Consider the following 26,051-nt stretch of genomic DNA (forward strand, 5'->3'; position numbering starts at 1 on the left):
GGCGGCGAGCGACGCTCCGGATGCCCGGGCGGGTCAGGTCCGGCCGCGGGAGACGCGCTCGATCTCGGCCCGGACCAGCCGCTCGACCATCTGCGGAAGATTGTCGTCGAGCCACGCCTTGAGCATCGGCCGCAGCATCTCGCGGACGAGATCCTCCAGCGTGCGGGCGTTCTGCACCAGCACCGTGTGGGCGAGCGTGTTGAAGGCCGAATCGACCGCCGCCGAGGTGGTGGCCGACAGCAGCGGGCGTCCGTCCTCGACCGGACGCGGCGGCGCCTCGTCCCAGCCGGCGCGCTCGCTGAACACCACGTCGGGCCGGCCGTCGACCTTGCGCAGGCCGGGCGGCGCCGTGCGCATCGATTCGGTGAGCTCCAGCACATCGTCGGCGGGCGCCCGGGCGACCGGTGGCGCGGCCGGGGCCGGCGGCGGGGGCGGCGGCGGAGGTGCCACGGCGACCGGCTCGGGCTCCGGCGGCGGTGGTGGTGGCTCCTCCTCGGGCTCGGGCGTCGAATCGAAGCTCGCGAACAGCGCGTCGATGTCGTCCTGGCTGTTCGACGCGTCGGGCGCCTTGGCGGGCGCGGCAGGGGCCGGAGCAGGCGCCGGCGCGACGGCGACCGGCGCGGGCTTCGCTTCGGGCTTGGCCTCGGGCTTGGATTCGGCCTTGGCAGCGGCGGGCTTGGCGGTGTCGTCGTCGGCAATGATCCGGCGGATGGAGGCCAGGATCTCCTCCATCGACGGCTCTTGCGCCTTTGCCGGTTGGTTCATGCGATCCGTTCCCGTTTCCGGTCGTCCCGGTCGAGCCGACGATCAGAGGGGTCGAATCATCGCCCCAGAGCTTCGACGCAGTATGAAGGCCATGCCGCCATCTGCAAGCAATCCAACGACATTACGCCCAGGTCGCTGCGTCCGCATAGGGCCTTTGCGTGCTCCGAGGATCAGCGCCCGTCGGGCGTGCGGGTTCCGGCCCAGGCATCGCGGACCTGATGATAATGCGTGACCGGGTCGTAAATCGAGGTGGGCAGGCCGAGCACGACGGGCGACAGCCGCCCGACCGCCGCGAGCAGCGTGTAGGAGGCGACGACGCGATCGCGCTGCGCCGTGACCAGCGCGACGCGCGCGTTGACCAGCTCCTGCTGGGCGTTGAGGACGTCGAGCGTGGTGCGCTGGCCGACCCGGGCCTCCTCGCGCACGCCGTTGAGGGCGATCTCGGCGGCCGAGACCTGCGCCTGGGTCGCCTCGATCTGCGCCTTGGCGGCGGTGAGCTGGCCCCAGGCCTGGACGACGTTGGCCTGCGCCTGGTCGCGCGCCGTCTCGAGGTCGAGCCGCTTCTGGCCGAGCGTCTCCTTGGCCGAGCGAATCTGGGCGTAGTTGGCGCCGCCCTGGTAGAGCGGCACCGAGAGCTGGCCGATCACCGAGGCGTTGAACTGCTTCGGGATCGTCGGGCTCACCTCCCAGCTCTGCTGCACGTTCGCGGTGGCGGTCAGGGTCGGCAGCAGCGTGCCTTCGTTGATCTTCACCTGCAGGGCCTGGACGTCGATGCCGAACATCGCCGCCGTGACGCTCGGGTTCTGGGCCCGGCCGGTGTCGACCGAGGCCGGCAGAGTGCCGGGCGACAGCCGGTCGACCGGGGTGGCGGCCGAGAGCTTGCCGGGCTCGACCCCGATCACCTGGCGGTAGGTCGCCTTCGACGAGGTGTAGTTCGACTCGGCCTGCGACACCTGCGAGCGGCCGGCGGCGAGGCGCGATTCGGACTGGGCGACGTCGGTGCGGGTCACCTCGCCGACCGCGAAGCGGTCGCGGGTCTGGCGAAGCTGCTCCTGCAGCACCTCGACGTTGCGCCGCTGGAGATCGAGGATCGCCGTGTCGCGCAGCAAATTCATGTAGGCGGTGGCGCCGTTGAGCAGGACGTTCTGCTCGATCAGCCGCAGCGTCTCGCGCGCCGCCGAGACCTGCCCTTCGGCCTGCCGCACGCGGTTGCCGGTCTGGTAGCCGTTGAACAGCGTCTGCGTGCCGGTGATGCCGACGCCGTGCGGCGTGAAGGCCCCTTCGGTGACCACCGTGAGGGCGCCCTGCTGGTTCTCGGTCCGCTGATACTGGCGACCGACGCTGGCGGACGCCGTGATGCTCGGCCGGTAGCCCGACAGCGCGGTCGGGACGTTCTCGTCGGTGGCGCGCACGATCGCACGCTGCGAGTTCAGCTGCGGATTGTTCTGGTAGGCCTGGGCGAGCGCCCCCGGCAGCGTGTCGGCCAGCGCCGGCCCGACGCCAGCCGTCAGTGTCGCGGCGATCACCGCTGCACCGAGCCGCTGCCGATACCTCGTCGCCACCTGCATGACCAACCTCCACCTCACCACACGCATTTCCGCCCGACGCCAATCACGCCGGAGCGGCATCAGAATAGGAACCGGTCAGTGCGGTGGGAACCCCGACGGCGAAAAAGATGCACGGTGGCGCAATCGCGCCACAGCCCGGGCTACGACAAATTTGTGTCAGAAAACAAAGGTCGGCGGGGTGACGAAGGCGGGCAGAACGGGCGCCGCGGCGTCGAACACCGGGAGACCGCTGGGCTCGCGATTCACCGACCGGTAGAGAATCACCTCGCCGGGCGCCTTGGTGCCGACCACGGCGATCAGCCGCCCCCCCTCGGCGAGCTGGGCGAGCAGCGCGCGGGGCACGCTGTCGACCGTGCCGTTGATCAGAATGGCGTCGTAGGGGCCGTCGGCGGGCCATCCGGCCTCCAGCGGTCCGGCGACCACGCTCGCGTTTTCGACCCCGGCCGAAGCGAGCAGCTTCGCGGCCGATTCGGCGAGCGCCGGCGTCTCCTCCAGCCCGACCACGCGGGCGGCGAGACGGGCCAGCACCGCCGTCGAGTAGCCGGTGCCGCAGGCGATATCGAGCACCCGATCGGTCTCGGCGAGCTCGAGCGCCTGGATCATCCGGGCGAGCACCATCGGCTTGAGGAGGCAGCGGTCGGGCTTGCCGTGGGCGACGACGGCCACCGGCAGGTCGCCGTCCATGTAGGCCATCGGCGCCTTGGCGGACGGGACGTAGTGCTCGCGCGGCACCTCGAGCAGCGCCGTGACGAGGCTCCGATCGGTGACGCCGTTCGGTCGCACCTGGTTGTCGACCATCTTGTGGCGTGCGGCAGCGAAATCCATGGGTGCGGCTCCGCTTGCGTCCCCGGCCGGACGCGGACGGCGGTGTTGTGGAACAGGCCCCCGGAAAAGGCAAGGCGACCCTGCCCTGCTGCGACGGACCGGGGTGTTTTCGACCCGGGCCGAGACGATCGAGACCGGCGGCGCGTGGTCAGCGCAGGAACGGGTTGGTCGCCCGTTCGTGCCCGATCGTCGAGGTCGGGCCATGGCCGCACACGAAGGCGAGGTCGTCGCCGAGCGGCAGGAGCTTCTCGGTGATCGAGCGGATCAACGTGTCGTAGTCGCCGCCCGGCAGGTCGGTGCGGCCGATCGAGCCGCGGAACAGCACGTCGCCGACCAGCGCGAAGCCCTGGCTGCGATCCACATAGGCGACGCTGCCGGGCGAATGGCCCGGGCAGTGCAGGATCTCGAGCGTGAGCTCGCCGACCGACACGGTCTCGCCCTCGTCGAGCCACCGGTCCGGCACCATGTCGCGGGCCGGGATGCCGTAGCCGCGGCCGGTCTCGGCGAGGCGCTCCAGCAGGAACAGGTCGTCGCGATGCGGGCCGATGATCGGCACGCCGAGGCGTTCCTTCATCTCGGCGGCGCCGCCCGCATGGTCGATGTGCCCGTGGGTGAGCCAGATGCCCTCGACCGCGATGCCGGCCTCGGCGATCGCCGCCTCGATCCGGTCGAGATCGCCGCCCGGATCGACGACGACGCCCGTCTTGGTCGCCTCGCACCACAGGACCGTGCAGTTCTGCTGGAACGGCGTGACGGGAACGATGGCGGCACGGGCGCGGGTGGTCATGTTCGGTCCTCGATGCGCGTCGTCGGCGCCGCGGCGCGGTCCATAAGCCACAGGACCGGACCGGCCGACCGCACACGCGCGGCCGGCAGGTCGTCGCCGGCGAGGACGCGCGACAGCGCCGGACGCTTGTCCGGTCCGGCGACGATGAACAGCAAGGCGCGGCTCGACGCAAGCGCCGGCAGGGTGAGGCTGACCCGCGGCACCGCCGGCGGATGCCCGGCCTCGTCGACACCGACGACCCAGCGCCGACCCTCCTCCACGCCGGGCTGTCCGGGGAAGAGCGAAGCGACGTGACCGTCGGCGCCCATGCCGAGCAGCACGAGGTCGAACAGCGGCCGGTCCGGCGCCAGCCGCTCGGCGCCGTGATACGCGGCGAGCGTCGCCGCGTAGGCGTCGGCCGCCGCCTGCGGTGTCGCGGCGTGCGTCGGCATCGCATGGATGCGCTCGGGGCGCACGCCGAGCGGACCGAGCAGCGCCTCCTGCGCCTGCGCGGCGTTGCTCAGCGCGTGCCCGGCCGGCACGAAGCGCTCGTCGCCGAAGAACCAATCGATCCGCGCGACCGGGATTTTCTCACGCAACGGCCTTCGCGCGAGGGCCTGGTACACCGGGACGATCGTCGAGCCGCCGGTGAGGCAGACGGCGCCGCGGCCCGAGATGGTTCCCAGAAGCGCGGCGATGCGCTCCGCCGCCGCGGCGACGAGAGCGTCGCGGGAGTCGAAGACGAGGAGGTCGTGGAGAGTCATGCCTGCGCCTCCGAGCCGCAACGCTCGCGCCAGGGGCTACCCCCCTCCCCACCCCTCCCCCACAAGGGGGGAGGGAGCAGGCTGCGGCGCGCGGCTACGCCATCGATCATGATCACACGCCCCTGTGACGACGGCTTATCTGACAAGGGATCAGCTGATAACGAAGCATCGGACGGCAGACCGGGGGCAGGCGAGCAAACCGACCAAACTGGCCTCGGAGCATGCGGCTCTTGCGTTCCCTCCCCCCTTGTGGGGGAGGGACAGGGAGGGGGAAAGCCCCGGCGAGATCGATGATGATCTGTCCGGCATCGTCACGACGCAATCACATCACCCTCAGATCGGGCGCCAACGGCGCCCGTGGTCGCCGACCAGGCGATGCGCCTCCTCGGGACCGTCGGTGCCGGCCGTGTAGGTCGAAAGTCCGTCGCGGCCGGCCTCTTTCCACGCATCGAGGAACGGCTGCACGGCGCGCCAGCCCGCCTCGACGCCGTCGGCGCGCTGGAACAGGATCGCGTCGCCGATCATGCAGTCGTAGATCAGCGTCTCGTAGCCGGTCGACGGCGCCGCCTCGAAGTGATCCTTGTAACGAAACGTCATGTCGACGCCGTCGATGGCGACCGACGGGCCCGGAACCTTGGCGTTGAACTGCAGCGAGATCCCCTCCTCCGGCGCGATGCCGACCACGAGGAAGTTCTCGGCCAGGTGCTCGACCGGCATGTGGCGGAACATCGACAGCGGCGCCTGTTTGAACTTGATCGCGATCTCGCTGCGCCGCGCGCAGAGCGCCTTGCCGGTGCGTAGAAAGAACGGCACGCCGGCCCAGCGCCAGTTGTCGATCATCAGGCCGAGCGCCACATAGGTCTCGGTCGTGCTGTCGGGCGCGACGTCGGGGGTCGCCCGATAGTCCGGCACGGTCTCGCGCCCGGCCCTGCCGGCGAGATACTGGGCGCGGACCGAGCGGCGTAACGCCTCTTCGGGCGTGTCGATCTTGATCTCGTCCAGCACGGCGGCCTTGGCGCTGCGCACCGCGCGCGCATCGAACCGCGACGGCGGCTCCATGGCGACCAGCGACAGGAGCTGAAACAGATGGTTCGGCACCATGTCCCGCAGCGCACCGGTCGCGTCGTAGAATTTTCCACGCCGGCCGACCGGCAAGGTCTCGGCCACCGTGATCTGCACCTGGTCGATGTGATCCCGATTCCAGATCGGCTCGAACAGGCCGTTGGCGAACCGCATCACCATGATGTTCTGCACCGTCTCCTTGCCGAGATAGTGGTCGATGCGGAAGATCTGATGCTCCTCGAACACGGCGAGAAGCTCGCGATTGAGCGCCTGCGCCGAGGCGAGATCGGTGCCGAACGGCTTCTCCACGATCAGCCGCCGCCAGGCCCCGTTCTCTTCCGCGGCGAGCCCGGTGCGACCCAACGCGCGGGCGATCGGCGCGAAGGCGGTCGGCGGCGTCGCGAGATAATAGAGCCGGTTGCCGCTTGTGCCGCGCGTCTCCTCGATCGCGCGCAGCGTCTCGGCGAGACGATCGAACGACGCCTCGTCCTCGGGACCGCCCTGCACATAGGTGACGCAGGCGAGCAGCCGCTCGACCACGTCCGGCTCGACATTCCTTGTCGCGAACTTCGCCAGCGCCTGGCGAAGCCCTTCGCAGAAGGCCTCGGTCGACATCTCGGCGCGGGCGACGCCGACGATGGAGAACGCCTCGGGCAACAGGCCCGTCGCGGCGAGATTGTAGAGGGCCGGCACCAGGAGCCGATGGGTCAGGTCGCCCGACGCACCGAACACGACGAAGCAGCACGGATCCGCCGGGGGAACGATCCGCGCGCCGTTCTTCGCCGTCACGCCTCGACCTTCGTGGTCGGGGCTCCCGCCGGCGCCTTCGGCTCGACATGGCCGCCGAAGCCCTGGCGCATCGCCGAGAGGATCTTCTCGCCGAACGTGTGATCACGTCGCGACCTGAACCGCGCATAGAGCGCGGCGGAGAGCACGTCGGCCGGCACCGCCTCGTCGACGGCCGCCATGATGGTCCAGCGCCCCTCCCCCGAGTCCTCGACGAAGCCCGTGTAATCGCCGAGCTCGGCGTCACGGGTGAGCGCCGAGGCGGTGAGGTCGAGCAGCCACGACGTGATCACGCTGCCGCGCCGCCACGTCTCGGCGATGTCTGTGAGATCGAAGTTGAACCGCTCCTCCTTGGGCAGCGCCTCGGAACCGGCGTTCTTCAGGATGTCGAAGCCCTCGGCATAGGCCTGCATCAGGCCGTACTCGATGCCGTTGTGGATCATCTTGACGAAGTGACCGGCGCCGCTGGGGCCCGCGTGCAGATAGCCGCGCTCCGGCCGGCCGTCGCGGTCGGCGCGTCCGGGCGTCGCCGGGATGTCGCCCTCACCCGGCGCCAGCGTGGCGAAGATCGGGTCGAGCCGCTTCACCACCTCCTTCTCGCCGCCGATCATCATGCAGTAGCCGCGCTCGAGCCCCCACACGCCGCCCGAGGTGCCGACGTCGACATAGTGGACGCCACGCTGCTTGAGCCAGCGCGCGCGGCGGATGTCGTCCTTCCAGAACGTGTTGCCGCCGTCGATGACGACATCGCCGGCGGAGAGCAGCCCCGACAGCGTCTCGATCGTGCTCTCGGTGATCGGGCCGGCCGGCAGCATCACCCAGACGATGCGGGGCGCCTCGAGCTTCCTGAGCAGATCCTCGATGTCGCCGGCGCCGACCGCACCGTCGGTCACCAGCGCCGAGACGGCGCGCGCATCGCGGTCGTACACGACGGCCGAATGGCCGTCGCGCATGAGCCGGCGCACGATGTTGCCGCCCATCCGCCCGAGCCCGATCATCCCGATCTGCATCGCGTGCTCCTACTTGTTCCTGTCGATCGTTCCGGGCCGAGGCGCAGCATCGGACCCGGAACCCGGCCGAACACACGGACCGTGCTGCTGGATTCCGGATTCGCGGACCTCTGGTCCGCGCCCCGGAATGACGGCGCGAAATGCTGCGACGCCTCGTCAGCTCAGCGCCTGCTCCACCGCCGCGGCGAGCGCCGAGAGGCCCGCCCCGACGTCGGTCTTGATGTGGATGCGCAGCGCCCGGCGGCCGCGCTCGGCGAGCACGCCGAAGTCGCCGCGGGCCTGCGCCGCCTTGACGATGCCGAAGCTCGCGGTCTGTCCGGGGATCGCGAGATCCGGATGATCGTCCGCCGTGATCTGCAGGATGACGCCGGTGTCCGGGCCGCCCTTGTAGGCCTGGCCCGTGGAGTGCAGGAAGCGCGGCCCGAAGCCGACGCAGGTCGCCACCGTCTTGCGCGCCCGCACGGCGAGCCGCATCGCCTGCAGGGCTCCGACATGGGCAGGGTTGCGGGCCACGTAAGCCAGCAGCGCGACGTAGTCGCCCGGCTTCACCCGGGCGAGATGCGCCTTCAGCCAGCTCGCCGGATCGGCCCCGGCGCCGGCGGCGCGCAGCGCCTCGGCGTTCTTCGGATCGGTGAAGACGTCGAACGATCCGCTCGACGCCACCGGCGTCTCGGGCGGCAGCTTGCCGGTCGCCTCGAAGGCCGCGGTGAGCTCGCGGGTTTTGATCTTGGAGGCTTCGACGTCGGGCTGGTCGAACGGGTTGATGCCCAACACGGCGCCGGCGACCGCGGTCGCGATCTCGAAGCGGAAGAACTCTTGGGCGATCGCGGCGCGGTCGCGCAGCGTGATCCGCACCACCGGATGGCCGGCCTGCTCCAGCGCCTTGATCTCGGCGTCGTGGGGCGAGGCGGCATCGGAGGCGAGCCGCAGGTCGACGAACACCCGGTCCTTGCCGTAGCAGACGACCGAGGCGAGCGGCTCGCCGTCGACCGGGATGACGGCTTTGCCGTTCTTGCCGGTCGACTCGGCGACGAGTTGCTCGGTCCAGGCGCCGAAGTCGGCGAGCGCCGGCGAGGCCAGCATCGTCATCTTGTCGCGTCCCGCCTTGGCGGCGAGGCCGAGCAGCAGGCCGAGCTGCACGCCCGGATTGGCGGCGGGCGGCACGTCGGGACCGCAGGCGTGCACCATCACGTCGGCCGAGTCGAGGAAGGCCGCGACGTCGATGCCGGCGGCGGCCGCCGGCACCAGGCCGAACGGCGACAGCACCGAGTAGCGGCCACCGATCGTCGGCTCGCCGTGGAAGATCGTCCGGAAGCCGTCGCGCTTCGCCACCGTCTCCAGCGACGAGCCCGGATCCGTGACGGCGACGACGTGGCGGCCGGCCTGGTCTCCGACCGTCCGCTTCAGCCGGTCGAAGAAGTAGGCGAGCATCACGTTCGGCTCGGTGGTCGAGCCCGACTTGCTCGACACGATGATCAGCGTGGTGGCGAGCGTCACGGCCGCTTCGGTGGCGCGCACCTGCGCCGGGTCGGTGGAGTCGAGGATGCGCAGCTTCGGGAAGCCGGCCTGCGGCCCGAACACCTCGGCCAGCACCTCCGGCCCGAGGCTGGAGCCACCCATGCCGAGAAGAAGCACGTCGGTGAAGCCGGCGGCTTTCACGTCGGCCGCGAAGGCCTGGTAGTCGGAGAGCTTCGCCCGGCCCTCGACCGTGCAGGTGAGCCAGCCGAGCCACTTCGCCTCGTCGGTGCCGGTCCACACGCTCGCGTCCTTGGCCCACAGACGGCGGATCAAGCCGCCGGCCCGCCAGCGCTCGGTCTCCGTCGCCACCGCCTCGGCGAGGTCGCGCGGCGCCGTGATCACTTGCGGGTTCATGCGCGCGCCCAGCACCTGGGCGCGCTTCTGGGCGACGGCGCCCAGGAGCTTGTCGGCGGCGTCGGCGAAGAGCTGCACGCCCTCGGTGACGAGCTGGTCCGTGATCGCGTCGAGCGAGATGCCGAGGCGATCGAGCGCGCCGAGCGCCGCCTCGGCCTCGTCGACGCCGCGCTGCAGGGTCGCGGCCGGGGTGCCGTGATCCCGGAAGGCGTCGAGGGTCGCCGGCGGCACCGTGTTGACGGTGTCGGGGCCGATCAGCTCGTCGACGTAGAGGACGTCGCTGTAGGCCTTGTTCTTGGTGCCGGTCGAGGCCCATAGGAGGCGCTGCGGCCGCGCGCCCTCGGCGGCGAGCGCCTTCCAGCGGGCGCCTTCGATCATCTGCTCGTAGCTGCGATAGGCGAGCTTCGCGTTGGCGATGGCGATCTCGCCCAGCAGCTCCTCGATGCGCGATTTCTCGTCCGGGTCGGTCGCGGCCGCCGCCTTCGCCTCGAGCTGCGCGTCGACGGCGCTGTCGATGCGGCTGACGAAGAAGCTCGCCACGCTCGCGACCTTCGAGACGTCGCCGCCCTTGGCCGCGAAATCCTCGAGCCCGGCCATGTAGGCCTCGGCGACCTCCTCGTAGACGCGGCGCGCGAACAGGAGCGTCACGTTGACGTTGATGCCCTCGCCGATCAGCGTGCGCACCGCCGGCACGCCCGGCGCCGTGCCCGGCACCTTGACCATCAGGTTGGGACGCGCGACATCGGCCCACAGCCGCCGCGCCTCGGCGACCGTCGCCGCGGTGTCGAGCGCCAGATAGGGCGACACCTCGAGGCTGACATAGCCGTCCGCCCCGCCGGTGGCGTCGTAGACCGGGCGCAGCACGTCGGCGGCCTTCCGGATGTCGGCGATCGCGAGTTGCTCGTAGAGGTCGACGACGCTGCGGTCACCGTCGGCGAGCGCTGCCGCGATGGCGTCGTCGTACTCGGACGAGCCGGCGATCGCCTTCTCGAAGATCGCCGGATTGGAGGTGACGCCGCGGATGCCGTCGTCGGCCACCAGGCGGGCGAGGTCACCCTTCTCGACGAAGCCGCGGGCGACGAAATCGAGCCACACGGCCTGACCCTGGGCGTGCAGCGCTTTCAAAAGGGACATGATCCAGATCCACGGTTTACGGATGCCCGGCGGGCCGACGACGGACGAATGGTCCGCCCCGGCCGGGCCGGCGCGAAGCTCGGGCCGATCTTAGACCTTCGGGCGGACGCCACAACGACTCGCGGGCCCATATCGGTTCGGAATCACGGTTCGGCGAAGGCCGTCGGGCGAGATGCGGTCACGCTTCCGCGAGCACGGCTTCGAGCGCCCGGGCGAGGCTTTCGGAGCGGAACGGCTTCTGGACGACCGGCCGGTCGGCCCAGTCGGGCGCGAGACCGTCGGCCCCGTAACCGGTGGTGAAGACGAAGGGAATACCGCGGGCGCGCAGCCGCTCGGCGACCGGATAGACCTCGACCCCGTCGAGATTGACGTCCAGCACGGCGACGTCCGGGGCCGCCTCGTCGAGCGCCGCGAAGGCATCCTCGATGCAGGCGACGTTGCGCACGACCTTGCAGCCGAGCTCGCGCAGGACGTCCTCGATGAGGAACGAGATGATGGCCTCGTCCTCCACGATGAGGACGCTCAGACGACGGAAGCTCGGATAGGACGGGTCTTCGCTTTCGTCCGACATCATCCCGGCGTCGACGACAATGGAATATCCATCGTACATCGCAGTCCGGAGGGATCCCAGTCAAGCACGGCGGTGCCGTGCAGCTGGCGGGCGAGGCCCTCGCGGACGAGCCGCGAGCCGAAGCCGGCCTGGGCGGGGGGCTGCGTCACGGGCGGGCCGCCGCGCTCCTCCCAAATGACCCGGACGGTCGGCACCTCGCCGCGATCCTCGACGCTCCAAGAGACCGTCACGTGGCCGGCCGCGACCGACAGCGCGCCGTGCTTCGCGGCGTTGGCGGCGAGCTCGTGGAACACCAGCGAGAGGGTCAGAGCGGCCTGAGCACCCAACCGGATGGTGTCGCCCGCGGCGCGCAGCCGGTCCGGACGGCCGTTGCAGCTCGGCGCGACGGCGCTCGCGACGATGGTTCCGAGATCGATCGGCTCCCACCGGCCGCGGGTGAGCTGGTCGTGCGCCCGGCTCAGCGCGACGAGGCGGCCCTCGAAATCGTCCTGCGCCTCGCGCGGCAGCCCGCATTTGCGGATCGTGTGGTCGGCGAAGGACTGCACGGTGGCGAGCGCGTTCCTGACCCGGTGATTGAGCTCGTTGAGGAGCGCGCGCTGCTGATGGTCGGCGCGCTTGCGCTCGGTGATGTCCTGGAAGCAACCGACGGCGCCGACCAGGGCGCCGTCCTCGGTGATCGGCTCGACATTGGCGAGCACGATGGCACGTCCCCCGTCGGAGCGCTCCAGCACGATCTCGCGGTCGCGCACCGGCTGGCCGGTCCGCATGAACTGACCCACCGGCGTGTCGGCGAGGCCGAGGTGATGATGGGCCGGGTCGGTGTCCCGCACCGGACGGGCCGGCCAGGCGGTCGGAGCGTCGTCGGTCACGACCGGCGAGCGGCCCCACATCTCGGCCGCCCGGCGGTTGCAGTGGACGATCGCGCCGGCGCCGTCGCAGAGATAGGCGGCGACCGGGAGCGCGTCGAGCATCTCCTTCCAGGAACTCAGCTTTCCGGACGCGACAGCAGATCCTCGACCGCCCGCGGCGGGCATGCTCACAGCGGCATCCATTGCGTGTCCTTCAAGGGGCGCGATCCTGGCGGAACCATGACCGCGCCACCAACGCACCAGTCGGCGATTGGTTCCGTCGTCCCGTGCCGCGGCCGGCCCGCCGGCCGACTACTCGGCCGGCACGATCCGGGGCCGCGCCGGGCGATCCGCCGGAACGTCGAGATCGCCGTCGGCGTTGCGACCGATCTCGGCACGCCACGGCCGCCACAGCTCGAGCCCGATCAGCACCGCGATCAACGTGGCGGCCAACCCCAGGGCGCCGCTCCAATAAGGAACACCGAGCAGGTCCGCGAAGGTGATCTTGCCCTGTCCCTGGCCCAGGAAGGTCGTCTTCAGCCACGGCTCGGCATACGAGAACGTCACGGCCCCGGCGAGCCCGCCGATCAGGGTGAAGATCGCGTCGCGATAGCCGGCGCCGATCTGCGCGAGCGTCGTCCCCGGGCAGGCGCCGGCGAGCGCGATGCCGATGCCGAGGATCAACCCGCCGACCACGTCGGCCGCGTAGAGCGCCGCCTTGGGCTGCAGCTTGACGATGCCGAGCCCGTTGAGGGCGGCGAGCACCACGGCACCGGTGGCGACCGCGGCGAGGAACATCTTCAGCATGACGAAGCTGCGCAACTGCATCTGCCCGACGATGATGCCGGGCTCGAAGACGCGCCCCTTCTCCAGCAGGAAGCCGAACACCACGCCCATGGCGAGACCGATCGGGACGGCGACGAACAGCGACATGGAACTCTCCTCCTCTCGGATCGACCGGACGGATCAGATGCGGCGCAGCAGCAGCATCGCGGTGGCGATGCCGCCGACGAACATGGCGGCAACCGCCACGGTCGAGCCGACGGCGAGCTGGGCGACGCCGGAGAGGCCGTGGCCCGACGTGCAGCCGTCGGCGAGGCGCGCCCCGAACAGCATGAGGAAGCCGGCCACGAAGGCGACCGCGTAGCGCACCGGCCGCGACGGCGTGCCGAGTGCCCGCGTCCAGATCGGCGACACGCCGCGGCGCAGCGACCCGGACAGGAACGCCGACAGGAAGGCGCCGATCGCGACGCCGACGACGAGCGCGACCTGCCACCAGTTCTTCGCCGTCGCGGCGACGTGCTTGGCCACGTAGTCGATCTTCAGGATCGACGGATCGACCAGACCGGCGAGGGTGCCGCCGATCGTGACGAAGGACGACGAGGCGCCGAGCGCGGTGTCGATCAGCAGGAAAGCCGGGATCTGCAGGAGGCCGATGAGGGCCCCGGCGACATAAGGGGACCAGGCACGGTCGGTGAGCGCGATCATGCGAGAAGCTCCGGGCGTGCGGCGCACCGGCTGCGCCGTCCCGGACAGTTTCTCATATTCGCAATTATGAAATCAAGAGCGCCGTGCCGGATGGCTCGGACCCGGAGGCGGAGTGCGCGCGGAACCCGGCGCGGGCGCCGGAGCGGACCTCACGGGAGACGCGGAAGCCTGATGCCCAAATCCGGATCGAGATCCACATTCGGCCGCCGGCCGAGGCGAAGGTGGGGCGGCGCGGCGTCGCCCGAGGCACGGGTTTCCGTCGACAGGCGCAGCCGACCGACCGCGAGCGTCACGCGCGCCACGGTCGGCGTGCCTTCGCCATCCTCGTTCGTCGTGTCCCGTCGGGAGCCGGGCATGGGAACCCTCCCGTGCGCGCCGGGCGGGCGCGCACGCTTCTGTCGTCGACTCGTCAGCGGAAGCCGGCGGCGGGGAACGCCTCACAACGTCACGACACGCCCGCGAACCGACGGGGTCAGGTTAATTGTTCGTTGGCGCGTGAACAGTCCGTTCGACTGCGATTCGTAAGATCACGCATCAAGGTTGCATCACCCTTCGTCACCCGCTCTGATGGTGCGAGGCGGAAACCCTGCCGCGGCGCGGTCCCTTGGCTCGGGCGGCGCGAAGCGCCGGCCCGCGTGCGCCGCGCCGGAATGCCGCCCGTGTCAGTCCTCGTCGGGTGCGTCCTCGATCGGGTCGTAGCGGGTCGCGTCGAAGCCGAGCAGGTTGAACGACTGCACCATGTGGGCCGGCAGCGGCGCCGTGACGTCGATGACGCCCTGGCGCGGATGCGGAATCACCAGCCGGCGCGCCATCAGATGGAGGCGGTTCTGGATGCCGCCCGGCAGCTCCCAGTTCTCGATCGAGAAGTACTTCGGATCGCCGACGATCGGGTGGCCGATGTGGGCGAGATGGGCGCGGAGCTGATGGGTGCGCCCGGTCACCGGCTTGAGCGACAGCCAGGCGAGGCGCTGCGCCGCCGTCTCGACGACGGCGTAGTAGGTGACGGCGTGGCTCGCCCCCTCCTCGCCGTGCTTGGCGATGCGCATCACGCTCTCGTCCTCGCGCTCCTCCTTGATCAGGAAGGTCGAGATGCGGCCCTGCCGCGGCTTCGGCACGCCGGCGGCCAGCGCCCAGTACACCTTTCGGGCGGAGCGGGAGCGGAAGCTGCCGGCGAGCGTCGAGGCGGCGAAGCGCGTCTTGGCGATCAGCAGGCAGCCGGCCGTGTCCTTGTCGAGCCGGTGGACGAGCCGCGGCCGCTGGCCGCGTGCATCGCGCAGCGCCTCCAGCATGCCGTCGACGTGTCGCGTCGTGCCCGAGCCGCCCTGCACGGCGAGCCCCATCGGCTTGTTGAGCACGAGGACGTCGGCGTCCTCGTAGAGGGTGATCGACTTCAGGAAGGCGCGGGTCTTCTCGTCGGCCTCCGAGGAGGCGCCGGAGGACTTCGGGCCGTCGAGCCGCAACGGCGGAACCCGCACGCTCTGGCCTTCGGCGAGCCGGTCCTTGGTGTCGACGCGCTTGCCGTTCACCCGCACCTCGCCCTTGCGGACGATGCGCTGGATGTGACTGAACGACAGACTCGGGAAATGCGCCTCGAAGAAGCGGTCGACCCGCATGCCGGATTCGTCGGCCGTCACCACGAGGGTCTGCACGGCGGTCGGCGGCGGGGCGCTCGTCTCGACCGGCGGCTCAGACGCGGCGGCGCGCTCGCTCGCGTCGCGCTCGACATCGTCACGCTCGACATCGTCGCGCTCGCGCCGGGTGCGCGGCCCGGTGTGGGGCGCCGCCGGGGGACGCGCACGCGGCGGCCGTCGAGCCCCCTCGCCTCGCTCCTCGCTTCGATCGTCGCGACGCTCCGGCCGGGCGCGACCGCCGCGCGGCCGCTCGCCGGCGGAGCGGGTGTCGTCGAAACGGCGCTCGTCGAAACGGCGATCGTCGCGACGCTCCTCGATCCCCTCGCCGAGAATCCGCTCGTCCGGCTCCGCCTCGCGCCGCTTGCCGGTCTTGATGAAACGCCGATCGGGCGCGGCGCGCTCCTTCTTGTTGCGGCCGGTGAGCGGACGATCGTCGCGGCGGAACCGGCCGTAGCCGGACGCCTCGCGTGCCTCGTCGCGGTCGCGGCGCGGCCCGCGGAACCCTTCGTCGCGCGTGCGCTTGGCGGCGCCTCCGCCGGCCCCGGCGGCGGCGCGCTTCGGCCCGCGCGTCCGCTTCGGCGCCTCGTCCCCGAAGCGCCCCGCCGGCCTGTCGCCGCCGAATTTCTCGCCACCGAACTTGCCGCCGCCCGGCCCCTTGCCGCCCTTGCCGGCACCACGGCCCGGCCCGCCGCTGCGGCCCGGCCCGCCAGTGCGCGAAAAACCGCCCCGATCGTGATCGCGCGGTCCGGCGATCTGTCGCTTTCCGCCCGGCTGCCGGGGTCCGCCGCTCCGCTTCAATGATCTATCCTCTTGTGCGGTCTCGACCGGTTGCGGGAGGTGTGAAACACGGCGAGAATTCTCACCGTGTCGCCACGAACGACATGAACGACGACGTAGGACAGCCCAGGAACGGAGAGAAGCCGGCTCCGCCCATCTCCGCTCGGCCGCCCTGAAAAAGGGAGGATGCGAAGCCGGGTGACGGAGTAAGCAAATCGCTCCACCAGACGACCCGCCGCGACCGGATCGTCCTGTGCCGCGTATTCGTAGATCGCCTCGATATGCCGCAACGCGCGCTTCGTATAGGTGATTTTCATCCGATCAGGCGAGCGAAAAAGGCCTTCACCTCCTCGTCGCTCGCGACCTCCTCGTCGTCCGACAAGGCCTCCTCGATTTCGGCACGCTGCTCCGGCGTGAGGTAGAACTGCGTATCGTCCTCTTCGAGGAAATCGAGCAGCAAAAACGCGGCCCGTTGCTGCCGCTCCTCTGACAGTCCCTTGATCTGCTCGATCGCTTCGCTCAGGCGCTTGTTCATCCGACCGCTCCGCCAATCCAACAGTGCCAATATAGGCCCTCTCCGCGGGCGAGGCGACCGGCCAAGGATACGTCCCTACCCCCCGCCCCGTTCCCGGCGCAGCTTCGCCCACCATTCCAGGCGCTTGCGGATGTCGCGCTCGAAGCCGCGCTCGACCGGGTGATAGAAGCTCTGGCGGCCGAGCGACTCGGGGAAGTAGTCCTGGCCCGAGAAGGCGTCCGGGGCGTCGTGGTCGTATTCGTAGCCCGCGGCGTAGCCCTCCTGCTGCATCAGCTTGGTCGGCGCGTTGAGGATGTGCTTGGGCGGCAGCAGCGAGCCGCCTTGCTTGGCCGCCCGCATCGCCGCGCCGTAGGCCTTGTAGGCGGCATTCGATTTCGGCGCGGTAGCGACGTAGATCACCGCGTTGGCGATGGCGAGCTCGCCCTCCGGGCTGCCGAGAAAGTCGTAGGCGTCCTTGGCGGCGTTGGCGACGACCAGCGCCTGCGGGTCGGCGAGGCCGATGTCCTCCACGGCCATGCGGACGATCCGGCGCGCCAGAAACAGCGGATCCTCGCCGGCGTCGACCATGCGGCAGAACCAGTAGAGCGCCGCGTCCGGATCCGAGCCACGCACGGACTTGTGCAGGGCCGAGATCAGGTTGTAGTGGCCGTCCTGGCTCTTGTCGTAGATGGGTGCGCGGCGCTGGACGATCTCCTGGAGGGTCGCGAGGTCGAACACCTCGTCCTTTCGGGCGGCCCGCCAGACTTCTTCCGCGAGCGTCAGCGAGGCGCGGCCGTCGCCGTCGGCCATGCGGATCAGCGCGGCGCGGGCCTCGGCATCGAGCGGGAGGGCGCGGCCCTCCGCGGCCTCGGCCCGCACCAGCAACTTCTCGACCGCCGCCGCGTCGAGCGAGCGGAACACCAGCACGCGGGCGCGCGACAGCAGCGCCGCGTTGAGCTCGAACGACGGATTCTCGGTGGTCGCGCCGACCAGCACGACGGTGCCGTCCTCCATCACGGGCAGGAAGGAGTCCTGCTGGGCGCGGTTGAAGCGATGCACCTCGTCGACGAACAAGAGCGTCCCCTGCCCCGTCTCGCGCCGCTCGCGCGCCGCGTCGAACACCTTCTTGAGGTCGGCGACGCCGGAGAACACGGCCGAGATCTGGACGAACTCCAGGTCCGTCGCATGCGCCAGCAGCCGCGCCACCGTGGTCTTGCCGGTGCCGGGCGGCCCCCAGAACACCAGCGAGCCGAGCGAACGTGTCTCGATCATCCGGGTCAGCGCGCCGTCCGGCCCGAGCAGGTGATCCTGGCCGACGACCGCGGCGAGCGACTGCGGGCGCAGCTTGTCGGCGAGCGGGCGCGGCGCGTCGTGATCGAGGCCGGCGGCCGCGAACAGCGAGGGAGACTCGGGCTTCTTGGCGCGGGTGGCCATGGGGCCTCAGTACGATCTGCGGTGGGCTGGCCCCACCGCCCGCTCATCCCCACGAAGGCAGGCATCCAGGGTTTCCGTGCCGTGTCGCCCGTGGGTTCCCGCCTTCGCGGGGACGAGCGGGCGTGACGGAGTCATCCCGCTGACGCCCACATCACCCGCCGAACACCACCGAGAGCGGCTTGCCCTCGCGCAGGATGGTGATGCGCCAGAGGCGGTTCTGCTGGCCGGCGGCGCGCTCGAGATCACGGCTCGTCACGATCTTCTCGCCGTTGATAGCGATCACCACGTCGCCCTTGCGGAAGCCGAGACCGCGGGCCGTGGAGTTCTCCTGCACCTCGACCACGGCGCAGCCCTGCAGCGTGACGTCGAGCCTCAGCTCCTCGGCGAGCGCCGGCGACAGGTTGGCGGCCGTGATGCCCTGGAACGGCGACCGCGACCGGATCGGGCGCGCGTCGCGCGGCCCGTCCGGCACCGTCTCGAGCGGGATCGCGACACGGATCTCGCGGCCGCTGCGCAGCACGCCGACCTGGGCTTGGCCGCCCGCGGCCTTCATGGCGAAGCGGTAGTCGAAGGCGTTGGGGTCTTCGACCTCGATGCCGTCGATGGCGACGATCAGGTCACCGGTGCGAAGCCCCGCGCGTTCCGCCGGGCTCTTGGCGACGACGGTACCGACCAGCGCGCCGGACGGCCGCTTGAGCCCGAAGGCCTCGGAGATCTCGGCCGTGACGGCCTGCAGCTTGGCGCCGAGCCACGGCCGGCGCACCACGCTCGAGCCGTGCTGGGCCGAGGCGAGCACCACCTTCACCATGTTGGCGGGGATCGCGAAGCCGATGCCCTGCGAGCCGCCCGAGCGCGAGAAGATCGCGGTGTTGATGCCGATCAGCTTGCCGGAGAGATCGACGAGCGCGCCGCCGGAGTTGCCGGGATTGATCGCGGCGTCGGTCTGGATGAAGAACTGATAGTCGGTGATACCGACCTGGGTGCGGGCGACGGCCGAGACGATGCCGTGCGTCACGGTCTGGCCGACGCCGAAGGGGTTGCCGATGGCGAGCACCAGATCACCCACCGCGAGCGCGTCGGAGTCGCCGAGCGGGATCGCCGGGAATTTCTCGGCGACCTCCTTCAGACGCAGCACCGCGAGATCGGAGCGCGCGTCCTTCAACACGATCTCGGCCTCGAACTCGCGCTTGTCGGCGAGCGAGACCTTCACCTGGTCCATGTTCTCGATGACGTGATTGTTGGTCATCACGAGGCCGCTCGGGTCGACGATGACGCCGGAGCCGAGCGAGCGTTGGACCTGCTCCTGCGGCCGCCCGCCGAAGAAACGGCGGAACACGGGGTCGTCCATCAGCGGGTGACGGTTCTCGACCACGCGGGCCGCGTAGACGTTGACGACCGCCGGGGTCACCCGCTTCACCACCGAGGCGAAGGAGAGCTTCATCTCCTGCACGGAGGTCGGGACGCGCCCCTCCTGGGCGGCCGCCGGCCCGGCCGCCAGCACGGCGAGAACGACGGCGAGCGATCCGAGACCCGAACGCAGGATGGACGGCATGGTGCGACTCCCAAGTCGAAATTCCGCGAACCATAGAGCCTCGAACCGCTCAAATGAAGGGCCGCGACGGCTCCGCCGGGGGCCGCTCCGTGTTGCGGACGCGGTGCGACGCAGCGGAAGGCGGGATCCAGGGTGACGAGCGCGATGTCCTCGTCGTGCCGCCCCTCGGCCCCGGCTCCGGACGCGTCAGGCCCGCGGGCTGTCACCCCTTGTCCGCGGCACGCGGCATCCGGAGCACGCGGCCTTCACTCCCGCGGCGGCAGGGTGCGCAGATAGGCGACCATGGCGTCGAGGTCGCCAGGCGTCATCCGGGCGTAGAAGCCGTAGCCCATCGGCGGCTTGAGCTTCGCGCCGTCGCGCGACACGCCTTGCGTGATGGCCCGCTTGATCTCGTCGTCGCTCCACGCGGCGAGGCCTTTCTGCGGATGCGACGTGATGTTGCGCGCGATCGACGTGCCCCATGGCCCGGCGAACTCCTGCCGGCCGGCGCCGATCGCGGAGACGTCGAGCTTCCCGTCGATCCGCGGCGTGTGGCACTCCATGCAGTGGCCGATGGTGACGAGGTACTCGCCGAGCTTCACCTTGTCGGAAAAGCTCGCCGGATCGGCCGGCTTGTTCGCGCCCGGCAACACCTCGCGCTCGAAAGGCGCGTTGTAGACGGGGGCCTCGACCTTGTTGGGCGACGCCTTCAAGCTCTTGAGATAGACGGCGATCGCCTTGCCGTCGGCCGGCGTCAGGACACCGTAGAAGCCGGTCGGCATCGGCGGCGCGAGCGGGACGCCGTTCGGCCGCACACCCCGGCGCAGCGCCGTCTCGATCTCGGCCTCGCTCCAGGTGCCGATGCCGTTCTGCTTGTCCGGGGTGATGTTCGAGCCGCGCACCCGAAAGGCCGGCGTGTCGAAGACCGGCGTGCCGCCCGAGAAGGCCCGCCCCAGGTCGGGGCCGTTCGCCCCCATCGGCGTGTGGCAGTTGTGGCAGGTCATCACCGTGTTGACGAGGTAGGCGCCGCGCTCGACGGCGGTCTGCGCCGCGGCCCCGGCGGTCCCGGCCACCATCGCGGCGACGGCCAGCCCCCCGAGCACCGTCTGTCGTCCGAGCATCGCGGATCTCCCCTTGCCGTTATGATCGATTGGCGTGGCTCATGGCAGGGAGGTTCGGCGATCGGCGACGGTTCGTCCATGCCTTTCCGGCCCGCCGTGCGAACCGGAGGCCAAGCAAGGCGCGCCGCACCGCGCCTGCATGAAAAAACGCGCCGCGGACAAAGGTCCGGGCGCGTCCGTTCGTCCAGGCGAAAGGCGCGACGACCCGCGCCTTTTGAAAATGATCAGGCCGCTTCGGCTTCGCTCGCCTCGGCGGTCGGGCCGGAGTCCTTGCCCTTCGCCGTGACGTCGCGGTCGACGAACTCGATGACGGCGACCGGGGCCGAATCGCCGTAGCGGAAGCCGGCCTTGAGGACGCGGGTGTAGCCACCCTGACGGTCCTTGTAGCGCGGGCCGAGGACGTCGAAGAGCTTCTTCACCATCGCGACGTCGCGCAGCTCGGCGATCGCCTGGCGGCGGGCGTGGAGGTCGCCGCGCTTGCCGAGCGTGACGAGCTTCTCGACGATCGGACGCAGATCCTTCGCCTTCGGCAGCGTCGTGACGATCTGCTCGTGCTTGATCAGCGCCGCCGCCATGTTGGCGAACATGGCGCGCCGATGCTCGGAGGTGCGGTTGAGCTTCCGGTGGGCGGAGCCGTGGCGCATGGTCGTATCCTCTATTTGGGCCCGTTCGACCGGCCCAGAATTCAGAGATATCCCCTCTCCCCTGCGGGGAGAGGGCTAGCGTGAGGGGGGACGGGCCTCGACGGATTTCGACGCCGGATCCCCCTCACCCGGACCGCTTCGCGGTCCGACCTCTCCCCACAGGGGAGAGGTGAAAAGCCACTCAGTAGTGGTCCTCGAAGCGCTTGGCGAGCTCCTCGATGTTCTCGGGCGGCCAACCGGGCACTTCCATACCGAGATGCAGGCCCATCTGCGCCAGCACCTCCTTGATCTCGTTGAGCGACTTGCGCCCGAAGTTGGGCGTGCGGAGCATCTCCGCCTCGGTCTTCTGAACGAGATCGCCGATGTAGACGATGTTGTCGTTCTTCAGGCAGTTGGCCGAACGCACCGAGAGCTCGAGCTCGTCGACCTTCTTGAGGAAGGCCGGCGGGATGCCGCCGAGGTCGTCGGCCAGCAGCATCGGCTGCTCGGCCCGCTTCGGCTCCTCGAAGTTGACGAAGACGTTGAGCTGGTCCTGCAGGATGCGGGCCGCGTAGGCGAGCGCGTCCTCGGGCGTCACGGCGCCGTTGGTCTCGATCGACAGAGTGAGCTTGTCGTAGTCGAGAATCTGGCCCTCGCGGGTGTTCTCGACCTTGTAGGAGACCTTCTTGACCGGCGAGTAGAGGCTGTCGACCGGGATCAGGCCGATCGGCGCGTCCTCGGGGCGGTTGCGCTCGGCCGGGACGTAGCCCTTGCCGGTGTTGACCGTGAACTCCATGCGGATCTCGGCGCCCTCGTCGAGATGGCACAGGATCAGCTCGGGGTTCAGGATCACCACGTCGCCGACGGTCTGGATGTCGCCGGCCGTGACGACCGACGGCCCCTGCTTCTTCACCACCATGCGCTTCGGGCCTTCGCCCTGCATCTTGATGGCGATGTCCTTGATGTTCAGCACGATGTCGGTGACGTCCTCGCGCACGCCGGCGATCGAGGAGAACTCGTGCAGGACGCCGTCGATGTGCACGGATTGCACGCTCGCGCCCTGCAGCGAGGACAGCAGGATGCGGCGCAGCGCGTTGCCGAGAGTGAGGCCGAAACCGCGCTCGAGCGGCTCGGCGACGACGGTCGCGAGGCGCTTGGGATCGGCGCCCGGGGTGACCTGCAGCTTGTTCGGCCGGATCAGCTCTTGCCAGTTCTTCTGAATTGTCACGTCATCACCCATCGGTAGGTGGCGCGGGGGCATCTACGCCGCGCGTCCCGCTCCGCCCGCGGGACGAAAAAGGCGGCGGCGGACCGCAATCGGTCCGCCGGAGCGTTCGAAATGTCAGACGCGACGTCGCTTGCGCGGCCGGCAGCCGTTGTGCGGGATCGGCGTCACGTCGCGGATCGAGGTGATCGTGAAGCCCGCCGACTGCAGCGCACGGAGCGCCGACTCGCGGCCCGAGCCGGGACCGGCGACCTCGACCTCGAGGGTGCGCATGCCGTGCTCCTGGGCCTTGCGGGCGCAGTCCTCGGCGGCGATCTGAGCCGCGTAGGGGGTCGATTTGCGCGAGCCCTTGAAGCCCATCGTGCCGGCCGACGACCACGCGATCGCGTTGCCCTGGGCATCCGTGATGGTGATCATCGTGTTGTTGAACGAGGCGTTCACATGCGCGACGCCCGAGGCGATGTTCTTGCGCTCGCGACGGCGGACGCGCGTGGCTTCTTTTCCCATTGTCGATCCTTCTGCGGCCCGGCCTCGACGCCCGGCCCGTCAAGTATCCCTGAAGACCTACGGTCCCGCTTACTTCTTCTTGCCGGCGATCGGCTTCGCCGGGCCCTTGCGGGTCCGCGCATTGGTGTGGGTGCGCTGGCCGCGCACCGGCAGGCCGCGCCGATGGCGCAGGCCGCGATAGCAGCCGAGATCCATCAGCCGCTTGATGTTCATCGAGACCTCGCGCCGCAGATCGCCCTCGACGAGGTAGTCGCGGTCGATCACCTCGCGGATCTGCAGAACCTCGTTGTCGGTCAGCTGCGACACCCGGCGCTCGACCGGGATCCCGACCTTCTCGATGATCTCCTGGGCCTTCGCCGGCCCGATCCCGTGGATGTACTGCAGACCAATCAGCACGCGCTTGTTGGTCGGAATATTGACGCCAGCGATACGGGCCAAGGCCGCAGCTCCTTCTTCCCCCGGCTCACCGGCCGGTGTGTTCCGATTCGGTCACGCGCCGCCGATAAGCGCGAAAACGACGCCATTCCCCGACCTCCGGGGCGCGGCGCCGTCCATGAGTTCTTCCGACTGGGAACGCAGTATGTAAGGATTCCTGCGGAACCCGTCAACCACTGCGCGCCAACCGGCGCGTGTCCGGACGCTGCCGGCCCGGCCGCCGCCGGGACCGGACCGTCCGGCCCGCCCTATCGTACCGCCGCCGGGGTGGATCGGCTGTCCCCGGCCGCCGTCTTCAGCACCGCGTCGATCGCCTTGCTGACGTCCGCGATGGGCGCCATGCCGTCGATCGTTCGCAGCTTGCCCTTGCCCTCGTAATACGCCGCGAGCGGCGCCGTCTGGGACCGATAAGCCTCCAGCCGGGTCTTGAGGGCGTCGGCATTGTCGTCGGCCCGCAGCGGCTCGCCGCGCGCCGTCATCTCGCGAACCCGCTTCTCGACCCGGTCGAGCAGCGCCTTCTCGTCGACCTTCAGCTCGACCACGGCGTCGAGCTGAAGGCCCTTCTCGGCCAGCATCGTCTCCAGCGCCTCGGCCTGCGGAACGGTCCGCGGGAAACCGTCAAGTATGAAGCCGTTGGCGGCGTCGGGCTCGGCGATCCGGTCCGCCACGATGGCGACCACCACCTCGTCCGGCACCAGGTCGCCCCGGGCCATGATGTCCTTGGCCTTGAGGCCGACCGGGGTGCCCGCCTTGACGGCGGCGCGCAGCATGTCCCCGGTCGAGAGTTGGACGATCTTCCACGCCTCGACGAGGTGCTGGGCTTGGGTGCCCTTGCCGGCGCCCGGCGGTCCGAGAAGGATCAGTCTCATCGACGTCGACCTCTCAGCTTGGATTTCTTGATCAGGCCTTCGTACTGGTGAGCCAGCAGATAGCCCTGGATCTGGGCGACCGTGTCCATGGTGACGCTGACCACGATCAGGAGCGAGGTGCCACCGAAGTAGAAGGGCACCGAGGCGTAGGAGATCAGGATCTCCGGGATCAGGCAGACGACCGACAGATAGGCGGCGCCGACCACGGTGATGCGCGACAGGACGTGGTCGATGTACTCGGCGGTGCGCTCGCCGGGGCGAATGCCCGGGATGAAGCCGCCGTGCTTCTTCAGGTTCTCGGCCGTCTCGGTCGGGTTGAACACGATCGCCGTGTAGAAGAAGGCGAAGAAGACGATCAGCCCGATATACAGCACGAGGAACAGCGGACGACCGTGGCCGAGCTGGGTGGTGATGATGTTCAGCCACTCCGGCCCCTGCCCCGCGTTCAGGTTGGCGACCGTGGTCGGCAACAGCAGCAGCGACGAGGCGAAGATCGGCGGAATGACGCCCGAGGTGTTGAGCTTGAGCGGCAGATGCGAGGTCTGCCCCTCGAACATGCGGTTGCCGATCTGACGCTTCGGGTACTGGATCAGCAGCCGGCGCTGGGCCCGCTCCATGAAGACGATGAAGCCGATCACGACGACCGACATGACCATGATCAGGAGGATCACGCCCGTCGACATGGCACCCTGACGCCCGAGCTCGAACATGCCGACGAGCGCGCCGGGCAGCTCGGCGACGATGCCGGCCATGATGATCAGCGAGATGCCGTTGCCGATGCCGCGCGCCGTGATCTGCTCGCCGAGCCACATCAGGAACATGGTGCCGCCGGTGAGCGTGATCACCGTCGAGATGCGGAAGAACCAGCCCGGATCGGTGACCACCGAGCCCGCGCCCTCGAGGCCGACCGAGATGCCGTAGGCCTGGAAGACCGACAGGATCACGGTGAGGTAGCGAGTGTACTGGTTGATGACCTTGCGGCCCTGCTCGCCTTCCTTCTTCAGGTTCTCGAGCGTCGGCGAGACCGTCGTCAGGAGCTGGACGATGATCGAGGCCGAGATGTACGGCATGATGTTCAGCGCGAAGATCGCCATCCGGTGGATGCCGCCGCCCGCGAACATGTTGAACATGCCCAGGATGCCGCCCGCCTGGGTGCGGAAGATCTGCTCCCACTGCCCCGGATCGATGCCGGGCAGCGGGATGTAGGTGCCGAGCCGGTAGACGAGCAGCGCCCCGAGCGTGAACCAGATACGCTTCTTGAGCTCCTCGGCCTTGGCGAAGGCCGAGAAGTTGATGTTCGCCGCGAGTTGCTCTGCTGCAGAAACCATGTCGAGGCTCCGGTTGCCGCCCTTGCCGGTGCGACCGGCCGGCGTGTCCCGCTATATGGGGATCAGCCGGCCTGTTCGCCCGTCGATTCAGCGGCCCCTTGGCGCGGCGCCAGCACCTTGACGGTGCCGCCGAGCTTCTCGACCGCCGCGACCGCCGAGGCCGTGGCACCGTGGACCTCGAACTGGAGCTTCGCGGTGAGCGTGTCGGCGCCGTTGCCGAGCAGCCGGACGCCGTCACGGGCGCGCCGCAGCACACCGGCCTTCACCAGCGCGGCGACGTCGACCACGGCGGCCGCGTCGAGCCGGCCCTTGTCGACGGCGAGCTGGACCCGGCCGAGATTCACCTCGTTCAGGTCGAGCGCGAAGATGTTGTTGAAGCCGCGCTTCGGCAGGCGCCGATGCAGCGGCATCTGGCCGCCCTCGAACCCCTTGATGGCGACGCCGGTGCGCGCGGTCTGGCCCTTGCCGCCGCGGCCGCCGGTCTTGCCCTTGCCGGAGCCGATGCCGCGACCGACGCGCATGCGCGACTTGCGGGCCCCGGCCTTGTCGGCGATCTCGTTGAGCTTCATGACGATTCCTCAAGTCTTCGGGGTCGCG

Annotated in this window: 26 protein-coding genes; all 26 read right to left on the minus strand. The window is 70.0% G+C overall.

The window, feature by feature from the left end; translation table 11 throughout:
* Positions 1 to 33: 33 nt before the first annotated feature.
* Positions 34 to 765, minus strand: coding sequence for a PopZ family protein (locus ACFSOX_RS01675; protein ID WP_378476049.1), 732 nt, complete (start codon positions 763 to 765; stop codon positions 34 to 36).
* A gap of 170 nt (positions 766 to 935) precedes the next feature.
* Positions 936 to 2,333 carry a TolC family outer membrane protein gene (locus ACFSOX_RS01680; RefSeq protein WP_378476050.1) on the minus strand — a complete coding sequence of 466 codons (1,398 nt, stop codon included), beginning with the start codon at positions 2,331 to 2,333 and terminating at the stop codon, positions 936 to 938.
* A gap of 156 nt (positions 2,334 to 2,489) precedes the next feature.
* Positions 2,490 to 3,158 (minus strand): protein-L-isoaspartate O-methyltransferase family protein, encoded by a 669-nt coding sequence (locus tag ACFSOX_RS01685; protein ID WP_378476051.1) that lies wholly within the window; start codon positions 3,156 to 3,158, stop codon positions 2,490 to 2,492.
* 148 nt (positions 3,159 to 3,306) lie between these two features.
* Positions 3,307 to 3,945 (minus strand): MBL fold metallo-hydrolase, encoded by a 639-nt coding sequence (locus ACFSOX_RS01690; protein ID WP_378476052.1) that lies wholly within the window; start codon positions 3,943 to 3,945, stop codon positions 3,307 to 3,309.
* Positions 3,942 to 4,688, minus strand: coding sequence for a 6-phosphogluconolactonase (pgl, locus tag ACFSOX_RS01695; RefSeq protein WP_378476053.1), 747 nt, complete (start codon positions 4,686 to 4,688; stop codon positions 3,942 to 3,944). Before pgl ends, ACFSOX_RS01690 begins: the two co-directional genes overlap by 4 nt.
* A gap of 333 nt (positions 4,689 to 5,021) precedes the next feature.
* The gene (gene zwf / locus ACFSOX_RS01700; protein ID WP_378476054.1) at positions 5,022 to 6,539 is read right to left on the minus strand and encodes a glucose-6-phosphate dehydrogenase; all 1,518 of its coding nucleotides are present in this window, start codon (positions 6,537 to 6,539) and stop codon (positions 5,022 to 5,024) included.
* Positions 6,536 to 7,546 (minus strand): phosphogluconate dehydrogenase (NAD(+)-dependent, decarboxylating), encoded by a 1,011-nt coding sequence (gene gnd, locus ACFSOX_RS01705; protein ID WP_378476055.1) that lies wholly within the window; start codon positions 7,544 to 7,546, stop codon positions 6,536 to 6,538. The genes zwf and gnd overlap by 4 nt, the downstream gene beginning before the upstream one ends.
* A 156-nt stretch (positions 7,547 to 7,702) precedes the next feature.
* A complete protein-coding gene (locus ACFSOX_RS01710) occupies positions 7,703 to 10,552 on the minus strand; it encodes a bifunctional transaldolase/phosoglucose isomerase (protein WP_378476056.1) in 2,850 nt (949 codons plus the stop codon).
* Between the two features lie 178 nt (positions 10,553 to 10,730).
* On the minus strand, positions 10,731 to 11,126 hold the full coding sequence (locus ACFSOX_RS01715; protein ID WP_378476057.1) for a response regulator: 396 nt from the start codon (positions 11,124 to 11,126) through the stop codon (positions 10,731 to 10,733).
* Positions 11,123 to 12,094, minus strand: coding sequence for an HWE histidine kinase domain-containing protein (locus tag ACFSOX_RS01720; protein WP_378476058.1), 972 nt, complete (start codon positions 12,092 to 12,094; stop codon positions 11,123 to 11,125). The genes ACFSOX_RS01715 and ACFSOX_RS01720 overlap by 4 nt, the downstream gene beginning before the upstream one ends.
* A gap of 189 nt (positions 12,095 to 12,283) precedes the next feature.
* Positions 12,284 to 12,904 carry a YeeE/YedE thiosulfate transporter family protein gene (locus ACFSOX_RS01725; protein WP_378476059.1) on the minus strand — a complete coding sequence of 207 codons (621 nt, stop codon included), beginning with the start codon at positions 12,902 to 12,904 and terminating at the stop codon, positions 12,284 to 12,286.
* Between the two features lie 33 nt (positions 12,905 to 12,937).
* Positions 12,938 to 13,459 (minus strand): YeeE/YedE thiosulfate transporter family protein, encoded by a 522-nt coding sequence (locus ACFSOX_RS01730; RefSeq protein ID WP_378476060.1) that lies wholly within the window; start codon positions 13,457 to 13,459, stop codon positions 12,938 to 12,940.
* Positions 13,460 to 13,608: 149 nt separating this feature from the next.
* Positions 13,609 to 13,815, minus strand: coding sequence for a hypothetical protein (locus ACFSOX_RS01735; protein WP_378476061.1), 207 nt, complete (start codon positions 13,813 to 13,815; stop codon positions 13,609 to 13,611).
* A gap of 306 nt (positions 13,816 to 14,121) precedes the next feature.
* Complete coding sequence (locus ACFSOX_RS01740; protein ID WP_378476100.1) at positions 14,122 to 15,465, minus strand: RluA family pseudouridine synthase; 1,344 nt, start codon at positions 15,463 to 15,465, stop codon at positions 14,122 to 14,124.
* Between the two features lie 419 nt (positions 15,466 to 15,884).
* Positions 15,885 to 16,184 carry a type II toxin-antitoxin system RelE/ParE family toxin gene (locus ACFSOX_RS01745; protein WP_378476062.1) on the minus strand — a complete coding sequence of 100 codons (300 nt, stop codon included), beginning with the start codon at positions 16,182 to 16,184 and terminating at the stop codon, positions 15,885 to 15,887.
* Positions 16,181 to 16,402: a hypothetical protein gene (locus ACFSOX_RS01750; protein WP_378476063.1), complete on the minus strand. Its 222-nt coding sequence runs from the start codon at positions 16,400 to 16,402 to the stop codon at positions 16,181 to 16,183. Before ACFSOX_RS01750 ends, ACFSOX_RS01745 begins: the two co-directional genes overlap by 4 nt.
* 75 nt (positions 16,403 to 16,477) lie before the next feature.
* Positions 16,478 to 17,815, minus strand: coding sequence for a replication-associated recombination protein A (locus ACFSOX_RS01755; protein ID WP_378476064.1), 1,338 nt, complete (start codon positions 17,813 to 17,815; stop codon positions 16,478 to 16,480).
* Between the two features lie 151 nt (positions 17,816 to 17,966).
* On the minus strand, positions 17,967 to 19,367 hold the full coding sequence (locus ACFSOX_RS01760) for a Do family serine endopeptidase (RefSeq protein WP_378476065.1): 1,401 nt from the start codon (positions 19,365 to 19,367) through the stop codon (positions 17,967 to 17,969).
* Positions 19,368 to 19,612: 245 nt separating this feature from the next.
* Positions 19,613 to 20,467, minus strand: a complete 855-nt coding sequence (locus ACFSOX_RS01765; protein ID WP_378476066.1) for a c-type cytochrome — start codon at positions 20,465 to 20,467, stop codon at positions 19,613 to 19,615.
* Positions 20,468 to 20,691: 224 nt separating this feature from the next.
* Positions 20,692 to 21,111, minus strand: a complete 420-nt coding sequence (gene rplQ / locus ACFSOX_RS01770; protein WP_378476067.1) for a 50S ribosomal protein L17 — start codon at positions 21,109 to 21,111, stop codon at positions 20,692 to 20,694.
* A gap of 181 nt (positions 21,112 to 21,292) precedes the next feature.
* Entirely contained in the window at positions 21,293 to 22,330 is a 1,038-nt protein-coding gene (locus ACFSOX_RS01775) for a DNA-directed RNA polymerase subunit alpha (protein WP_111355848.1), read from the minus strand.
* Positions 22,331 to 22,432: 102 nt separating this feature from the next.
* On the minus strand, positions 22,433 to 22,822 hold the full coding sequence (gene rpsK / locus ACFSOX_RS01780) for a 30S ribosomal protein S11 (RefSeq protein WP_111355850.1): 390 nt from the start codon (positions 22,820 to 22,822) through the stop codon (positions 22,433 to 22,435).
* Positions 22,823 to 22,891: 69 nt separating this feature from the next.
* The gene (rpsM, locus tag ACFSOX_RS01785) at positions 22,892 to 23,260 is read right to left on the minus strand and encodes a 30S ribosomal protein S13 (RefSeq protein ID WP_111355851.1); all 369 of its coding nucleotides are present in this window, start codon (positions 23,258 to 23,260) and stop codon (positions 22,892 to 22,894) included.
* Between the two features lie 245 nt (positions 23,261 to 23,505).
* Complete coding sequence (locus ACFSOX_RS01790; protein WP_378476068.1) at positions 23,506 to 24,126, minus strand: adenylate kinase; 621 nt, start codon at positions 24,124 to 24,126, stop codon at positions 23,506 to 23,508.
* Complete coding sequence (gene secY / locus ACFSOX_RS01795; protein WP_378476069.1) at positions 24,123 to 25,454, minus strand: preprotein translocase subunit SecY; 1,332 nt, start codon at positions 25,452 to 25,454, stop codon at positions 24,123 to 24,125. The genes ACFSOX_RS01790 and secY overlap by 4 nt, the downstream gene beginning before the upstream one ends.
* 62 nt (positions 25,455 to 25,516) lie before the next feature.
* A complete protein-coding gene (gene rplO / locus ACFSOX_RS01800) occupies positions 25,517 to 26,023 on the minus strand; it encodes a 50S ribosomal protein L15 (protein ID WP_378476070.1) in 507 nt (168 codons plus the stop codon).
* Between the last annotated feature and the right edge of the window lie 28 nt (positions 26,024 to 26,051).

Source organism: Rhodoplanes azumiensis (assembly GCF_042682915.1).
GTDB lineage: Bacteria > Pseudomonadota > Alphaproteobacteria > Rhizobiales > Xanthobacteraceae > Rhodoplanes > Rhodoplanes azumiensis.

Bases quoted from the DNA above. Each gene is read 5' to 3' on its own strand.
- rplO (WP_378476070.1), bottom strand. From the start codon at position 26,023: ATGAAGCTCAACGAGATCGCCGACAAGGCCGGGGCCCGCAAGTCGCGC.
- gnd (WP_378476055.1), bottom strand. From the start codon at position 7,546: ATGCAGATCGGGATGATCGGGCTCGGGCGGATGGGCGGCAACATCGTG.
- secY (WP_378476069.1), bottom strand. From the start codon at position 25,454: ATGGTTTCTGCAGCAGAGCAACTCGCGGCGAACATCAACTTCTCGGCC.
- ACFSOX_RS01690 (WP_378476052.1), bottom strand. From the start codon at position 3,945: ATGACCACCCGCGCCCGTGCCGCCATCGTTCCCGTCACGCCGTTCCAG.
- ACFSOX_RS01725 (WP_378476059.1), bottom strand. From the start codon at position 12,904: ATGTCGCTGTTCGTCGCCGTCCCGATCGGTCTCGCCATGGGCGTGGTG.
- ACFSOX_RS01730 (WP_378476060.1), bottom strand. From the start codon at position 13,459: ATGATCGCGCTCACCGACCGTGCCTGGTCCCCTTATGTCGCCGGGGCC.
- ACFSOX_RS01675 (WP_378476049.1), bottom strand. From the start codon at position 765: ATGAACCAACCGGCAAAGGCGCAAGAGCCGTCGATGGAGGAGATCCTG.
- rpsK (WP_111355850.1), bottom strand. From the start codon at position 22,822: ATGGGAAAAGAAGCCACGCGCGTCCGCCGTCGCGAGCGCAAGAACATC.
- ACFSOX_RS01710 (WP_378476056.1), bottom strand. From the start codon at position 10,552: ATGTCCCTTTTGAAAGCGCTGCACGCCCAGGGTCAGGCCGTGTGGCTC.
- ACFSOX_RS01790 (WP_378476068.1), bottom strand. From the start codon at position 24,126: ATGAGACTGATCCTTCTCGGACCGCCGGGCGCCGGCAAGGGCACCCAA.
- ACFSOX_RS01765 (WP_378476066.1), bottom strand. From the start codon at position 20,467: ATGCTCGGACGACAGACGGTGCTCGGGGGGCTGGCCGTCGCCGCGATG.
- pgl (WP_378476053.1), bottom strand. From the start codon at position 4,688: ATGACTCTCCACGACCTCCTCGTCTTCGACTCCCGCGACGCTCTCGTC.
- ACFSOX_RS01715 (WP_378476057.1), bottom strand. From the start codon at position 11,126: ATGATGTCGGACGAAAGCGAAGACCCGTCCTATCCGAGCTTCCGTCGT.
- ACFSOX_RS01720 (WP_378476058.1), bottom strand. From the start codon at position 12,094: ATGCTCGACGCGCTCCCGGTCGCCGCCTATCTCTGCGACGGCGCCGGC.
- ACFSOX_RS01775 (WP_111355848.1), bottom strand. From the start codon at position 22,330: ATGGGTGATGACGTGACAATTCAGAAGAACTGGCAAGAGCTGATCCGG.
- ACFSOX_RS01685 (WP_378476051.1), bottom strand. From the start codon at position 3,158: ATGGATTTCGCTGCCGCACGCCACAAGATGGTCGACAACCAGGTGCGA.
- ACFSOX_RS01760 (WP_378476065.1), bottom strand. From the start codon at position 19,367: ATGCCGTCCATCCTGCGTTCGGGTCTCGGATCGCTCGCCGTCGTTCTC.
- ACFSOX_RS01735 (WP_378476061.1), bottom strand. From the start codon at position 13,815: ATGCCCGGCTCCCGACGGGACACGACGAACGAGGATGGCGAAGGCACG.
- rplQ (WP_378476067.1), bottom strand. From the start codon at position 21,111: ATGCGCCACGGCTCCGCCCACCGGAAGCTCAACCGCACCTCCGAGCAT.
- ACFSOX_RS01755 (WP_378476064.1), bottom strand. From the start codon at position 17,815: ATGGCCACCCGCGCCAAGAAGCCCGAGTCTCCCTCGCTGTTCGCGGCC.
- ACFSOX_RS01750 (WP_378476063.1), bottom strand. From the start codon at position 16,402: ATGAACAAGCGCCTGAGCGAAGCGATCGAGCAGATCAAGGGACTGTCA.
- ACFSOX_RS01680 (WP_378476050.1), bottom strand. From the start codon at position 2,333: ATGCAGGTGGCGACGAGGTATCGGCAGCGGCTCGGTGCAGCGGTGATC.
- ACFSOX_RS01745 (WP_378476062.1), bottom strand. From the start codon at position 16,184: ATGAAAATCACCTATACGAAGCGCGCGTTGCGGCATATCGAGGCGATC.